Raw genomic sequence first — 15,034 nt, 5'->3', positions numbered from 1 at the left:
CGCCTGCGGAAGGCTCGCCTTGGCGAGCCCGCCCTGCTCCCTCCCCGATCGGCCGACCAGACACTTGCGGCGCGCGCGAGGCCGCTCCTGCTGTTCCCGCTCGTCGGGCCCGGGCGATCAGGCGATCCCGGTCAGGGATGTCTGCTGGTGCAGCGTCACCCAGAACTCGTCCATCGTGTTCAGGTGGACGGTTGCCGGATTGATGCCGCCCGCCGACGTGCCGTTGACGTCATAGGCGACCTGCCCCGACGTGCTCGTCACCAGGTGACCGTCGTTCCACCACATCAGCGCGTTCTTGAGACCCTCGCCGTCGGCCTCCTTGCCATTGCTCCAATCGGCGATCGATGCCGGGTTGGTCACGTCGACATATTTCTGCCAGGCGTTGCCGCTGGTGGCGACTGACGAACCGGCGAGCTTGCCGCCGGAGGTGTCGATCACGCCGTCATTGTTGGCATCGAGGGTGAAGCCGTTGCCGCTCCATGCGCCCTTGCCGGTCAGCCACATCACGGCTTCGTCGATCAGATCGTTCGGCTGCGCCTTGCCGTTGTCGATGTTCAGCTGTGCCGCGATGGTCTGCTGCAGCATGATGATGCGGGCATCGCCACCCGTACTGGACGACAGAAGCGATGACGCCAGCGCATTCGAGATCAGCAGATTGTGCGCGTCGTTGGCGATGCCGTCGCCGTTGGAATCGCCGAGCAGCAGGTTGCCGTCGTGCCGCGGATTGATGTCCAGGGCCGAAAGATCGCCGTTCTTGAATCCGCTCTTGGTCGGATTGCTTTCCTTGCCCAGCACGCCGTCCCACGCATCGGTATGGCTTCCCCAGTATCCCTGGGTGAGCGTGCCGCCCTGCTCGGTGAAGGTGCCGGTATAGCCCGAAACATCGTCATCGGTTGGCATCACTGTGTGATGGGCCGTATCGGTGAACGACCCGCTCGCGGTTCCCGTGTTGCTGTAGTTGCCGAGGATCGTCGTGCCGGAGGCCGTGAAGCTCCAGCTCTCGCCGACATCGAGCAGGCCGTTGCCGTTGGCATCGCCGACATTGTGGACGTGGTCGGCCTGCAGCACGGCGGCAGGCGAGACGCCGGGCTGATTGTCCGTCACCGCGACGCTCGACAGCGCGACGTCACCGGTGTTGGTCACCGTATAGGTCCAGCTGACGCCATAGCCGGCCAGGAAGCTGAGGCCGTCGCCGGTCGCCATATGCGGGGTCACGACGTTGTTCACGATGCTCACGGAATCGACGCCCGTGGTCACCTTCTCGATATGGATGGCGGGAGTGACGCCGGTATAGCCTGAGGTGTCGCTCGCCGACGGCGCCGCCGTATGTCCGGCGCTGTCGGTGAAACTGCCGGATGCCGTGCCTTTGTTGGTGTAGGCACCGTCGATCGCGGTGCCGGTCGCCGTGTAGATCCAGGTCTCGTTGGTATCGAGCTTGCCGTCCTCGTTGGCATCGCCGACATTGTAACCGTCGCCGTTCAGCAGGCTCGCTGGCGTCACACCTGCATGATCGTCGGTCACGGTCACGTTGGACAGCGCGACATCGCCGGCATTGGAGACCTTGTACTCCCAGATGATGTTCTCGCCGGCGATGATGGTCAGGTTGTCGCCGGCAGCGCCCTTGCCGCCAACCAGGACGAGATTGCCGTTCGCATCGAGCGTGCCGTCGACGGTCACCTTGTCGATCGCGATCTTGGGCGTCACGCCGATATAGTTGGCCTTGTCGCTGCTCGTGCCGGTGGTCGTTCCGTTCGCATCCGACACGGTGCCGACCGCCGTTACCGTGTCGATCTGCCGCAGCTGGCCGTTGCCGCCCGGCTGCAAGCCATCGACCGCGCTGGCCGATGCGGTGTAGGTCCAGGACTCGCCGAGGTCGACCAGACCGTTGTTGTTCGCATCGCCGTCCTGGTAGTGGAAGGTGAGCGCCGGATCGTCGGTCAACGACGTCAACAGCAGCTTCGGGTCGACATTGGATGCGTTGGGGATCGTCAAATTGGTGACGATCACCTTGTAGTAGACCGTCGAGCCGGCCAGCAGCGTCGGTGCGGCGTCGCTGCCGGGCGCGATGTCGTACGCGCCGACGTCCAGCCAGTTGGTGCCGTCGACCGAGATTTGCTTGTCGACGCCCACCGCCGCGTTCGGCGTGGTGCCGGACGGGGTAACCGGCCCGACGGACCACTCTTCAAATCCCGCGTCGGCATTCGAGAACTGCGAATAAAAGTAGATATAGGCCCCCGGATCGGTGCCGGCGAAGTAGGAGTTCGGGATCAGGACCTTGTAGTCGCTGTGTCCGCTGCCCGACGACCACGCCGTCAGGCCGACGGAGACGTCGACGTCGGCCGCACCACCGGTTTTCCCGTCCGCGCCGCCGTCCATGTCGTAGATCTGGGTCAGCCCGGCCAGCGAGGTCAGATTGCCCGACGACGCCTTGTAGATCTGCAGCTTGTCGAGGCTGATCGGATCGTCCTGCTCGTTCAGATCGAGGCGGAATTCCCGATACTCCACGCCGTTCACCACAACGACCGGCACCGCGCCGAGCAGCAGGCTGTGATTATGCTCCGGCGAGCTACCAGTATTCAGCACGGGCGGAGCGTCGGTGTTGAAACCCTGCTCGACACCCTTGTTCTGGATCGTCACGAATGACGGGAAGATGCCGGTGCCCGTCGCGGTGTTGGTATCGCCGGTCAGAAACACGATGCCATTGGTCAGGTTTGCCGGAACGACGGCCGCCACTGGCGTATGCGGGGGGCTGTCGGTGAAGCCGGTTGTCATCATGACGCCGGCGGTTTGATCGATCGCGCTCAACGAGAACGCCTCGCCGGCGGCATCCATGCCGACCGCCCAGGAGGTCCGGATCACGCCGTTGGCGATGCCGTCGAGATCACCGGCGCCGCCGTCGGTGACTGTCCATGGCTGGTCGGTGCCGGACACGGCCGTCCCCGCGACGTCGCTGACGTTGAATGTCACGGTGTCGCCGACGCCGACGGTTGCCGTGATGCTCGCGGTCGAACCCGGCGCGTAGTCGGCAAGATCGGTGGCAACGGAGAAATCGGCTAACGAAGGATTGGTGAAGAGCAGAGCATCATCGACGAGGACGAAAGTGTTGAAGCTTGCGTCGTACCTGTAAACTGACATGCAAGAAGTCCTTCCAGTATAAACACGAGAATATTCCGCAGCGGCCGGCTACGACCGCTTCGTTATCAGTGGAAGTGAGGAGATCTATTGGATTGATGCGATAGACGTACCGCTGGCGTCGCACCTGCCGGCAGCCAAACCTTGTCTATGCAATCAGAGGCGCAACTGCCTTCCTTCCTGATGAAAAACTGAAATCGGCAAAAACAGCATCCGGGAAAATACGGGGATTTCGGCGCAAACACCGCCGAAACCCTTTGAATCAACTTTAGATGTTCTGCCGTCGTTAACGCAATAGAAACCTTGGCGGCGGCGGAAGAGCCCACAAGATCAAGCCAGGTCTTGCTGGGCCGAATACTGTATAGGCGCCCGCCCCAAAACCGGCTCTTGCCAAACATTCCCTCTTTCGATGGGGCTGCCCGGAGCGACGATCATTTCGCGGTGCGCCAAGGGCTTGCCGGGGCACGCCTAGGGATCGCCCGGCTGCGGACCGGTGTCGCATCAGCGGCTACCGGACCGGGTTATGCGACGATCCACCGGGGGTAATTAGAAATTTCCACTTTTTCCTGCCCAAGTCCTTGATCTAGGATCAACCATTTTCAGTCGGAACGCTCGCCCCACGATACGCCCAGGCAGTGTCGAGAATCGAACGCGCGGCGAACGAACCGGCGTCAAGGGGATTTCAGATGACGGATCGCATTGCACTGTTCATCGACGGCGCGAATCTGCACGCCACCGTCAAGAGTCTCGGCTTCGAAGTCGATTTCCGCCGACTGCTCGTGGAGTTCGGCAAGCACGGACAGATCGTCCGTGCTTATTTCTACACCATCGTGCGCGACGACGACGAGTTCAGCAGCATCCGGCCGCTCGTCGATTGGCTCGATTACAATGGATATGCAGTCAGGACGAAGCCGGCGAAGGAGCATAATGACGGCGAAGGCCGGCGCAGGATAAAGCGCAACGTCGGTGTCGAGATCGCCGTCGACGCACTGGAGATCGCGCGACGCATCGACCACGCATTCCTGTTCTCGGGCGATGGCGATTTGCGCGCGGTCGTCGAAGCCGTCAGGCGGCTCGGAGTTCGCGTCACCGTCGTTTCCAGCATTCGCACCAAACCGCCGATGGTCGCCGACGAGCTCCGGCGGCAGGCCGACATCTTCCTCGAACTCGACACGCTCAGGACATCGATCGAACGTCCGCCGCATCCGATCGCGCCGGAGTGACGCCGTAGGCCGCCGTACGGCGTCGGTCGCAAGCCCCTTTTCGCCCGCCTCGCAGCGCAAGGGTTATTTGCCCAGATCTCGCAGTTGCCGCATTGCGCGGGACTAACGGAATCTCCAGTATGACCTCGACGAATGGGACGACAGGGGGGAAGGCCCGTGCGTAGACTGGCTGGTTGTCTGCTGCTGTTGCTGGCGACGACGTCTGCGGTGATGGCCGAGACACGGTTCACCTGCGATCCGCCGCGCGGCAAGCGCATCGAACTCGGCCCTTCCGCCAAGTCCGCCGACGCCCAATGGATCGACGACGATCTGGACACCATCCACCCCGCGGTCGCGATCGATGGCCAGACCCTCTCGGTGACCTGGGGAGCCACGCCCGAGAGCAAGGGAGCAAAGCTCACCACCTACGTTTTCGCGGCCGCCCGGCGCGACGCCACGTCGATCGTCGCGACCCGCGTGGACGAGACGACTGCCGAGATCTTCCGGTTCTATTTTGGCAGCAAGGTGCTCTACAAACTGACGACCCGCGCGGCAACCAGCGGGCCTGACGGGAAGTTGCCGTCTCCATTCGTTGCAACCTACATTGCAAGCTGCCGCGAGCAGTGACGGCGGACGCAGCGGGACCAGCGTCGTTAGCGCTGAGTTAACCTACCTTCCCGTTTTCGATGTCATCCCGCGGATCGGGGCGGCATCCGAGCTACCTGCAACACCCTCCGCAAATCTTTGAATTTATTAGCAATACAAACGGCGATCGGTACCGCGAGTGTGATCCGCCGAGCCTCACTTAGCGCGGCGGTGTGACCGAAATGTCATAGGTTCGGAACCCCTCTTTTGTTAGCCTTTAGGGCAGATTCCAGAAATTTATTTTTTCGAGTAGGGGCGGGATTCATGAAGACGGCACACATCGTGGTGGTAGCAGGCCTCTGCCTGGCGGCTAGCCCGTCCCATGCCGAAGTCTTCTCAATCAACGACGCCCTGCGTCAGGCCATGCAGACCCACCCGGGCGTCGGTGAAGCGTCGGCCAACCGGCGAGCCACTGAAAGCGAGCTGCGGCAGACCCAAAGCACGCTGCTGCCCCAGGTGCGCATCGATGCGAGCTACGGGCCAGAGAAATTCGACCAGTCGCCCGGCGTGGTCAGCCCGAACCTGACGACCCCAACAGTGGGTGCTGGACCGTGGCGGAACGGCAGCCAGGAATCGGTGGTCGTCCGGCAGCTGCTCTGGGACGGCTTCACGTCGATCAATGAGGTCTGGCGCCAGACGGCGCGCGTCAACGCTGCCGCCTCCCGCGTCAAGGAAAGAACCGAACTGCTGGCACTGGACGCGGCCGAAGCCTATGTCGACGTCGTGCGCTACATGCGGCTGGTCAGCCTCGCCCAGCAGAACGTCGCCAACCACGAGAAGATCTTCGCCAACGTGAACTCCCGCTTCTCGGGTGGCCGGGCCGGCGAAGGCGATCTGGAGCAATCACGCGAGCGTGTCGAGAACGCCCGCGCAGCACTCGCGGAATTCCAGCGCAGCCTCGAGGACGCCAGGGCAAAGTACCGCAAGACCGTCGGCCTGGAGCCGATCAATGTCCGTTTCCCCGCTCCCCTCGCGGGACTGCCGCACAGCCGCGACGAAGCCTTGGCGACCACGCTGCGGTTCAACTCGACGATTGCAGCCGCGCAGTCCGACGCCGACGCTGCCAAGCACGCGTACAAGGCGACCGACGGCTTGTTCGGACCGAAGTTCTATCTCGAAGGTCGGGCAACGCACTACGACAACTCGTTCCCCTACGTCACGGCTCCCGGCAATCCGAGCGTGACGCATGAGGACTACAGCGGCAAGGTGGTGATGTCGTGGGACATCTTCCGCGGCGGCCAGGATGCCTGGAATCGCTCGGAGAAGGGCGAACGCTTCACCGAAGCAACCATGCGCCACGCCCGGCTGCAGCGCGACGCCTATGAATCGATCGACAAGGCGTGGAATGCCCGCACGATCACGGCAACCCGCATCGCTGCGCTCCAGCGCCAGCTCGACGCCGACCGGAAGACCATCGCGGCCTTCCAGAAGGAATACGAGCTCGGCCAGCGTTCGCTGATCGACCTGCTGAATGCGCAGAACCAGTTCTTCAACGCGTCCGTCTCGCTCACCTCCGCGCGTGGCGTCGTCGTGTTCGCCGACTATCAACTGCTGGCGGCAATGGGCACCCTGATCGAGTATTTGAAGGCGCCGCCTCCGGTCGATGCCGCCCCGGCGGATATGCTCAACATCGGCCTGCCCAAGTACTCGTTCCCGACCCTCCGGGTGAACCTGCCGCAGACCGGTTCCGAGCCGCTGCGCGTCGCCGTTCCGGCGCCGGTGGCTGCGTCTCGCCGGGCCACCGCGGCCTACGCGGCGGCGGAGCCGAAGGGCGCCGGCTTTGCCGATCGCTGGCAGGGTTCGACGGCGACCGCAGCCGTACCCGGCGCTTCCGAATGGGTGATGCAGCAAAAGACCGACGAGGGTCCGCGCGTGATCTATGCGGATCAGGCCGGCGCGAACTCCTACGCCTCGACCAAGCCGCATTGGCTGCTCTCGGCCTTCCCGCCCTCCGCTCAGTAGCGGCCGCAACTTAAGGCTAAAGTTTCCCAAGGGGCCCCGTAACGCTACGGTTACGGGGCCCCTTTCCATTCTTTAATTAACTGTCAACGCAAGTTCCGATGATTTCGTTCGCCGTTCGTCGTAATCTGCCGAGCTGATCGTACGTATTTTTTTTCAGCGTCCCTTTTGCCACCAAGGGTTTCCAGTTGTTGTTTCGAACAGCAAGTCCGGCCGTAGATGCCGGCAAACCGTCGTCGGATGAGCCGAACACCAAGCCTGCCGCGCAAGCTCGGCCGAGCGTGCTGGGCGATGATCCCCTCACCGCTTCGTTGACCTATCTCGCTGCGCATCACGGCCGCGCCGTAAGCCGCGAAGCGCTGCTCGGCGGACTTCCGATCACGGACGGACGGCTGTCCGTTTCGCTGTATGATCGCGCCGCCAGGCGCGCAGGTCTCGAGACCGAAGCGGTCAAGCGCGACATCACGGACATTCCCGCGCTGGTGCTGCCCGCCGTTCTCATCCTGAAGAATGGCTCGGCACTGATCCTGCAGGGGGTGGACGCGGCGAGGAAGACGATCAAGGTCGTCGATCCGACCGTGACCCCGGGCATTCCGCGTGTCGTCGACATCGACACGCTGGCCGCCGACTATACCGGCTACGCATTCCTGGTGAAGGTCGCGCCCCAGGCCGATGCACGCGCCGTTGCCGCCGGAGACCTGCCGAAGAGCCACTGGTTCTGGTCGGTCGTGAAGGAGCACTGGCGCAGCTACGGACACATCGCCCTCGCCGCGTTTCTCACCAACATTCTCGCGCTGGCGACGCCGCTGTTCACGATGAGCGTCTATGACCGCGTCATCCCCAACGGCGCGATCCCCTCCCTGATCGCGCTCGCGATCGGCATGGGGCTGGCCATCGTATTCGACTTCGTCTTCCGCATGGTCCGCAGCCGCATGATCGACGTGACCGGCAAGACCATCGACGTCGTGCTCGCCGCCAACATCTTCGAGCACGTCATGGCGGTGCGGATGGCGCAGCGGCCGACCTCGGTGGGCATCATCGCCAACCAACTCCGCGACTTCGACTCGGTGCGTGAATTCTTCACGTCCGGCAGCGTGGTCTCCGCGACCGACCTGCTGTTCGCCATCCTGTTCGTCGGCGTGCTGTTCGTCATCGCCGGACCGCTGGCCTGGATTCCGCTGATCATGCTGCCGATCGTGATGGCGGTCGGCTTCCTGCTGCAGCGCCCGCTGGACCGCGCCATGAAGCGCCTGCAGGCCGAATCCGCCGCCCGGCATGGCGTGCTGGTCGAATCCCTGTCCGGCCTCGAGACCGTCCGGGCGACCGGTGCTGAGTCCCGCATGCAGACCTTGTATGAGCGGTCGGTTGCGGCAACCGCCCGATCGGGCGAGGACGTACACTTCTGGTCGTCGATGTCGCTGACGAGCGCGAGCACGGCGCAGCAGGTCACCAGCCTGTTGCTCGTTATCGTCGGCATCTTCCTGATCCTCGACGGCAAGCTGAGCGTCGGTGCACTGGTCGCCGCCAACATGCTCGCGGGCCGCGTCCTCGCGCCGATCGCCGGCATCGCCTCCGTGATCACCAAGGGAACGCAGACCATCACGTCCCTCAAGGCGATCGACCGCATCATGTCGCTCGATCGCGAGCGGTCGCCGACCCGGTCCTATGTCGCAAGGCGGATCGAAGAGGGCCGGATTGCCTTCGAGGACGTCTCGTTCGCCTATCCGAACGCGCCCGGCAAGGCGCTCGAAAAGGTCAGCTTCAAGATCGAGGGCGGAGAACGGGTCGGCATTATCGGCCGCGTCGGGTCGGGCAAGACCACTGTCGGCAGGTTGCTGCTCGGCTTCTACGAGCCGGAGCAAGGCCGCATCCTGGTCGACGGCGTCGACTCGCGCCAATACGACCCGTCCGACCTCCGCGCCGGCATCGGCTTCTCGATGCAGGATACCGACCTGTTCTTCGGCAAGCTGCGGGACAACATCGCCCTCGGCAAACCCGAGGCCACCGACGAGGAAATTCTGCTCGCCGCGCGTCTCTCCGGCGTCGAGAGCTTCATCGCCGGCCATCCGATGGGCTACGACATGCCGATCTCGGAAGGCGGCCGCAGCCTCTCCGGCGGTCAGAAGCAGGCCATCGGGCTCGCCCGCGTCCTGATCCGCAAGCCGCGCGTGCTGTTCCTCGACGAGCCGACGGCGCACTTCGACGTCCGCAGCGAGCAGGAGTTCCTCGAGCGGCTCAAGGGGCTGCGCGACGATCGCATGACCATCATCATTTCCACTCACCGTCTGTCATTGCTGAACATGGTCGACCGGCTGCTGCTGTTCGACAACGGCCGTCTGGTTGCCGACGGCCCGCGCGACAAGGTGCTGGCGATCCTGCAGGGCAAGCCTGCGGCGATGCCGCCCTCCCCCGAGAATACGATTCAGACGAAGTCTGCATAACGAGCGAATATTATGGCGTCTTCCGATTTTGCCTTTGCAAACGACATCCGGGCCGCGGCCAAGCTGCGCACGCCGCGCACCTCGCGCATGCTGCTGTGGACCTCGTGCGCGCTATTTGCGACCTTCGTGGTCTGGGCGCACTTTGCCGTGCTGGATGAAGTCAAGCGCGGCAGCGGCCGCGTGGTGCCGTCGCGGCAGATCCAGGTGGTTCAATCGCTCGAGGGCGGCATCGTCGGCGATATCCTGATCCAGGAAGGCGCCATCGTTCAGCAGGGCCAGTCCCTGATGCGCATCGACGATACGAAATTCGCCGCCGAGTTCGGCGAAATCCGCGAGCGCCGCGCGGCGATGGCGGCGCGGGTCGCCCGCCTCGATGCCGAAGCGCGTGGACGAGGCGAGATCACGTTTCCCGATAATCTCGACAATGTGGTTCCTGCCGCAGTTGCGACCGAAACCAGCGTCTTCAAGATGCGCGCCCAGAAGGTTGCGCAGGACATCGACGTCCTCAATCAACAGGTCACTCGCCTCACCGGCTCCCTCAAGCTGCTGGAGCGCGAGCAGACGCTGACGCGCAGGCTCTTCGAGCAGAAGGTCGTCCCCGAGATCGAGATGCTGCGGCTCGACCGGCAGGCGACCGATATGAAGGGGCAGCTCGCCGAAGCGCAGTCGAAGATCGCCAATATCACCGCTTCGTTCCGCTCGCAGGCGGACGAGGATCTGGCCAAGTCGCGCGGCGATCTCGCCGTGCTCGACGAGAACATCAAGTCCGCGCAGGATCGGGTGCGCCGCACCGACCTGAAGTCGCCGGTCCACGGAATCGTCAACAAATTGAACGTCAGCACCATCGGCGCCGTCGTGCAGCCCGGCGCCAACCTCATGGATATCGTGCCACTGGACGACACGCTGCTGGTGGAAGGCCGGATTCGTCCCCAGGACATCGCCTTCATTCGCCCCAACCAGGATGCCGTGGTGAAGATCACCGCCTACGACTCCTCGGTCTACGGATCGCTGAAGGGCAAGGTCGAGCGCATCAGTGCCGACACGATCGTGGACGAAAAGGCGGAAAAGTCCGAGCGGCAGGAGACCTTCTATCGGGTCATGGTGCGAACCGAAAAGAACCATCTCGGTACCGAGCAGCATCCGCTTCCGATCATTCCGGGAATGGTGACCACGGTCGAGGTCCTGACCGGCGAAAAATCGGTGCTCGACTACATCGTGAAGCCCGCTCGCCTGCTCCGCGACGAGGCGCTGCGCGAACGCTGATCGACGTGCCGCCTCTGGTTAACCAATGGTGACCTCGGTTCGTTCAAACTTGAACGAACGGGCAAACCCCGGATTGACCGCCTTTCCGACAATCCGACGCGCCTCCGCCCCACTTAACTCCACTTAAGTCGCCCAGGCAGCAGTCTGCGTCCCGATAACAGACCGGGGGCGCAGATCGACGCACAGACGTTGACGGTCCCCGCCAGTGGGGACGTCATATGGTGTCGCTGAAGTTTGCTTCGTCGGCGGTCGCGGCCGCGGCCGCGCTGTCAATTGCATTGTGCGCGGCACCGCCGGCGTTCGCCGCGGACAAGATCGTTCTCGGCGAGACCGGCAGCGAATTCGCGCCCGCCTCGGATGCCGCGAACCGTCCGCCCGCGACCTTCTTCACCATCAACGACGTTCTGGCCAAGCTGGACCGGCAGCGTGGCCGCGGCCCCAACGCGATGCGCACGGCCTCCCTCACGCCGTCGAATACCGCGACCGACGCCCTGCCCGCGGCGAAGCCGCAGCCGCCGGTCGGTCCCGAGCCGTTCGGCCTGTTCACCTTCCGCGCGCCCGAGAGCAACCTCTGGAGCAAATGGCGCGGCCTCGAGTCCGATCTCGTCAAGGAACAAGCCGTTCTTGCGCAGTGCCGCGAGGACGCTTCCGGCTGCCCTTCCCATGCCGCGCAGTTCCTCCGCCTGATCAACGCGGTCAAGCACAAGTCGGGACGCGAGCGGCTGGATGAGGCCAACCGTGCCGTCAACCAGGCGATCCGTTACATGAACGACTATGCGCAGCACGGCGTGTCCGACCGCTGGACCGCCCCGCTCGCCACCTTCGCGACCGGCAAGGGCGATTGCGAGGATTACGCGATCGCGAAGTATATCGCGCTCAGCGAGGCCGGCTTCCCGCGCGACGACCTCCGCCTGGTGCTGGGCCGCGACCGCGCGATCCGCCAGGATCACGCCGTGCTGGCAGCCCGCTTCGAAGGACGCTGGCTGATTTTGGACAGCCGGCTCTCGGAGATCGTGGATGCCTCCGGCGTCGCAAACTTCACGCCGATGTTCGCGCTCGACCAGCGCGGCGTGCAGCTGTTCGCTGCGCCCTATGCAAGGTTGCCGCTTGGCCGAGAGCTTGATCCGACTCCCGCCGCGGCAAGCGCCGACGACGCCGAATGGACCGGTTCCGAGGCCTTGAGCGACAGCGGCGGCATCCAGTTGAATGTACTGCCGCTGCTGCTCTGAGTCCTAACCTGCTCTGTTCTGCCCCTTACGCCGTGTGTAAGGCGGCAGCGACGGTCGCGGGCGGAAGACCCGTCGAGAGATGCGCGAGCTGGATCTGATCGGATCCAGTCCCGTTTGCGGAGAACCAGATGTTCTGGTTGGTCGTGTCGTAATAGAACTTGTCTCCGCTCGCGCTCTCCGACCACGCCGCTCCACCGCTCGTCGGCGCTCCGTTGCCGCTGTTGAACTGCGTCGCAGCATTGATGAGAGCTGCGTTTGCAAAGGTGAGATTCTGGTCGGAAACGTCGACGATGATCTTGTCGAGACCTGCAGTATTTAGGTCCGTGATCGTGTCCATCCCGCCGCCATTGGGCTGAAGCACCAGCAGATCGTTTCCACCGTTGCCGGTCAGGGTATCGTTGCCAGGACCGCCGATCAAAGTATCGTTGCCGGCGGTGCCAAGCAGATTGTCGGCCCCCGAAGTTCCGGCGACAGCTTCAACCGTCAACGCATTGCCCGATGTTCCATCGATATGGACATTGAAGGTTTGTGTCGTCGTATCGCCGTCGCCATCGGTGGCCGTGACCTGGATGTTGTTGAAGTCGAGATCCGGCGGCGGATTATTCGATGCGGCGCCCACCGAAACTCCATCGATACGGAAACCGCCCTTGTTGCCGCTGTCGGCGATGACATCCACACCGTAGATGTGATCACCGACAACATAATTACCTGTACCAGCAGGGGCCGACCAGTTCAGTTGGGTGATCTGAACTACTTGGCCGTCCGTCACATTGAGGTGCACGTCGTCATACGTCGCCATGGCGGCATCGAGGAAGACTCTGACCGTAATTCCGGCCGAACCCATACCGCCTGTAAAGCCCTGGGGCGTGAACTTGAAGTCGTCGATACCGTGGGGGGTCGTATTGTTGTTATCATTGACGAAGCCGAACAGGAGTGACTCGCTGGCATCGACCGTCTGACCGGAGTGCCCCTTGACGCCCCAGCCATTCGAGCTGGTATTGACTGCGTCGCCAGCCGTTCCGGCAGGGGCCGAGCCGTCATCCGCCGTAATAAGGACGTTAAAGTCGGTAGCGGCGAGCAAGTCCACGAGCACGGAACCCACCGGCCCTCCGGGCTGCGCCGCCGCCGTTGCCACTGTGGTAAACTCGATCGTACCCGGCCGGTTGTGCACTTCCAGCGAGTCGGTGCCATCGGCATTCAGCGTCATCGTGGCAACGACATTGCCTGCATCCAGCAGGTTGAGCACGATCTGGGACGACGTGTGGGAAGCGACTTGAACATTCGCTCCCGTGGCCGTCAGATCCCCAAATCCATCCGCCCCATACTGCCAGTCCGCAAACTGGCCGGTGTAGGTGGTGGTCGCTGCCGGGTTGAGTGCCGACAGGCTGACAATGCCGTCGCCGTTGCCATCATTGACGAGGGTGAAGTGCGGGCCATCGTCGCCGAACTTGACGTTGCCGCCAAGGTCGAGCAGCGCGGTCGCCGTCGTCGATGAGTCGCCATCACTGTCGGTGGTAACCGCGCTGGCCTTCAGGTCGACCAGACCGCTGGCGAGTTGCTGCAGGTCGGTGATGTACGCATTGTTGTAGGCGCTATGCAGGGTGTGATCGACCGCATGGGTCTGCGTCAGCGTCACCGAGCCGGTGTTGCTCACGCTGAGCGTGAACACGGTGTTGGCCGCACTGATCGTGCCTTCCGTCAGCGCCGTCGAGCCGGTGATGACACCGCCGCTCTCGTACAGGCGGATTGCCGTCCCCCCCGACGTCAGGCCAGACGCGCTGCCTTCCGTAAAGCCCGTGTGGAACTGCAGCGCATAACTGATCGTGCTCGCTCCGGCGCCGTCGGCGCCGTAGTCGTTCAGATTGCCGAACGTGAACGCACTGGCGAAGCTTACCGTCGCAACCGTCGATGATGCATTGGTGTCGCCTGCGCCCTCGGCACCGACGAAGTTGCCGTTCGCCAGCCCGCCGTCGTAGGTCAAGGCTACCGGCTCGACGCCGGAGGTCGTCACGGTCGGGTTGCCCGGACCATCGTCGCCGAACTTCACATTGCCGCCGAGATCCAGCAGCGCAGTCGCAGTGGCCGAGCTGTCGCCCTCGCGGTCAGTGGTGACGACGCTGGCCTTCAGGTCGATCAAACTGTCGGCGAGCGCCCGCAAGTCAGAGATGTAGGCGTTGTTGTAAACATTGGGTTGCGCATGATCGACCGAATGGGTCTGGGTCAACGTGACCACGCCGGTGTTGCTCACGCTCAGCGTGAACACCGTGTTGGCCGCACTGATCGTGCCTTCCGTCAGCGCCGTCGAGCCGGTGATCACGCCGCCGCTCTCGTACAGGCGGATCGCCGCACCGCCCGAGGTCAAACCGGAGGTGTTGCCCTCGGTGAACCCCGCGTGGAATTGCAGCGCATAGCTGATCGTGCTCGCTCCGGCACCATCGGCGCCGTAGTCGTTCAGGTTGCCGAAGGTGAACGCGCCGGCGAAGCTCACCGAGGCCACCGTCGAGGACAAGTTGGTATCGCCAGGCAGGTCGGTGCCGACGAAGTTGCCGTTGGCAGTGCCGCCGTCGAAGGTCAGCGCCACCGGCTCGACGCCGGAGGTGGTCACGGTCGGATTGCCCGGACCGTCGTCGCCGAACTGGACGTTGCCGCCGAGATCCAGCAGCGCCGTCGCTGTCTGCGAGGAGTCACCCTCGCTGTCGGTGGTGACGACGCTGGCCTTCAGGTCGACGAGGTTGTTGGCGAGCGACTGCAGATCGGAGATGTAGGCGTTGTTGTAGACGTCGGCCTGCGCATGGTCGACCGCATGGGTCTGGGTCAGCGTCACGACGCCGGCGTTGTCGACGCTCAACGTGAACACCGTGTTGCCGGCGCTGATCGTGCCTTCCGTCAATGCCGTCGAGCCGGTGATCACGCCGCCGCTCTCGTACAGGCGGATCGCGAGGCCACCGGAGCTCAGGCCGGAGATGTTTCCTTCCGTGAACCCGGCATGGAACTGCAGTGCATAGCTGATCGTGGACGCACCGGCGCCGTCGGCGCCGTAGTCGTTCAGGTTGCCGAACGTGAATGCACCGGCGAAGCTCACCGAGGCCACCGTCGGCGATCCATTGGTGTCGGCCGGCAGGTCGGTGCCGACGAAATTGCCGTTGGCCGTGCCGCCATCGAA

The 15,034-nt window shown here is 63.7% G+C and carries 8 protein-coding genes; 6 read left to right on the top strand and 2 right to left on the bottom strand.

What is annotated here, in order from left to right:
* Nucleotides 1–117: 117 nt before the first annotated feature.
* The gene (locus tag JQ633_RS34245) at nucleotides 118–3,135 is read right to left on the bottom strand and encodes a DUF7507 domain-containing protein (RefSeq protein WP_211990241.1); all 3,018 of its coding nucleotides are present in this window, start codon (nucleotides 3,133–3,135) and stop codon (nucleotides 118–120) included.
* Between the two features lie 683 nt (nucleotides 3,136–3,818).
* Between JQ633_RS34245 and JQ633_RS34240 the strand changes: the two genes are divergently transcribed.
* From JQ633_RS34240 to JQ633_RS34215, 6 genes are all read left to right on the top strand, one after another.
* On the top strand, nucleotides 3,819–4,355 hold the full coding sequence (locus JQ633_RS34240) for an NYN domain-containing protein (RefSeq protein WP_211990240.1): 537 nt from the start codon (nucleotides 3,819–3,821) through the stop codon (nucleotides 4,353–4,355).
* A 186-nt stretch (nucleotides 4,356–4,541) separates the two neighbouring features.
* Nucleotides 4,542–4,961 carry a hypothetical protein gene (locus tag JQ633_RS34235; RefSeq protein WP_211990239.1) on the top strand — a complete coding sequence of 140 codons (420 nt, stop codon included), beginning with the start codon at nucleotides 4,542–4,544 and terminating at the stop codon, nucleotides 4,959–4,961.
* A gap of 282 nt (nucleotides 4,962–5,243) precedes the next feature.
* Nucleotides 5,244–6,941, top strand: a complete 1,698-nt coding sequence (locus tag JQ633_RS34230; protein WP_211990238.1) for a TolC family outer membrane protein — start codon at nucleotides 5,244–5,246, stop codon at nucleotides 6,939–6,941.
* 308 nt (nucleotides 6,942–7,249) lie between these two features.
* Entirely contained in the window at nucleotides 7,250–9,379 is a 2,130-nt protein-coding gene (locus JQ633_RS34225; RefSeq protein WP_433995720.1) for a type I secretion system permease/ATPase, read from the top strand.
* A gap of 12 nt (nucleotides 9,380–9,391) precedes the next feature.
* A complete protein-coding gene (locus JQ633_RS34220) occupies nucleotides 9,392–10,642 on the top strand; it encodes an HlyD family type I secretion periplasmic adaptor subunit (protein WP_211990237.1) in 1,251 nt (416 codons plus the stop codon).
* 218 nt (nucleotides 10,643–10,860) lie between these two features.
* Nucleotides 10,861–11,871 carry a transglutaminase-like cysteine peptidase gene (locus JQ633_RS34215; RefSeq protein WP_211990236.1) on the top strand — a complete coding sequence of 337 codons (1,011 nt, stop codon included), beginning with the start codon at nucleotides 10,861–10,863 and terminating at the stop codon, nucleotides 11,869–11,871.
* Nucleotides 11,872–11,896: 25 nt separating this feature from the next.
* Here the strand turns inward: JQ633_RS34215 and JQ633_RS34210 are convergent.
* On the bottom strand, nucleotides 11,897–15,034 hold a 3,138-nt coding region (locus JQ633_RS34210), incomplete at its 5' end, for a beta strand repeat-containing protein (protein WP_249159869.1).

This window comes from Bradyrhizobium tropiciagri (genome assembly GCF_018130505.1).
In the GTDB taxonomy this organism is placed as follows: domain Bacteria; phylum Pseudomonadota; class Alphaproteobacteria; order Rhizobiales; family Xanthobacteraceae; genus Bradyrhizobium; species Bradyrhizobium tropiciagri_B.
This window is presented reverse-complemented; position numbering and strand designations above follow the sequence as displayed.

Coding starts and splice junctions, on each gene's coding strand:
- JQ633_RS34245 (WP_211990241.1), bottom strand. CDS start 3,135: ATGTCAGTTTACAGGTACGACGCAAGCTTCAACACTTTCGTCCTCGTC.
- JQ633_RS34215 (WP_211990236.1), top strand. CDS start 10,861: ATGGTGTCGCTGAAGTTTGCTTCGTCGGCGGTCGCGGCCGCGGCCGCG.
- JQ633_RS34240 (WP_211990240.1), top strand. CDS start 3,819: ATGACGGATCGCATTGCACTGTTCATCGACGGCGCGAATCTGCACGCC.
- JQ633_RS34220 (WP_211990237.1), top strand. CDS start 9,392: ATGGCGTCTTCCGATTTTGCCTTTGCAAACGACATCCGGGCCGCGGCC.
- JQ633_RS34230 (WP_211990238.1), top strand. CDS start 5,244: ATGAAGACGGCACACATCGTGGTGGTAGCAGGCCTCTGCCTGGCGGCT.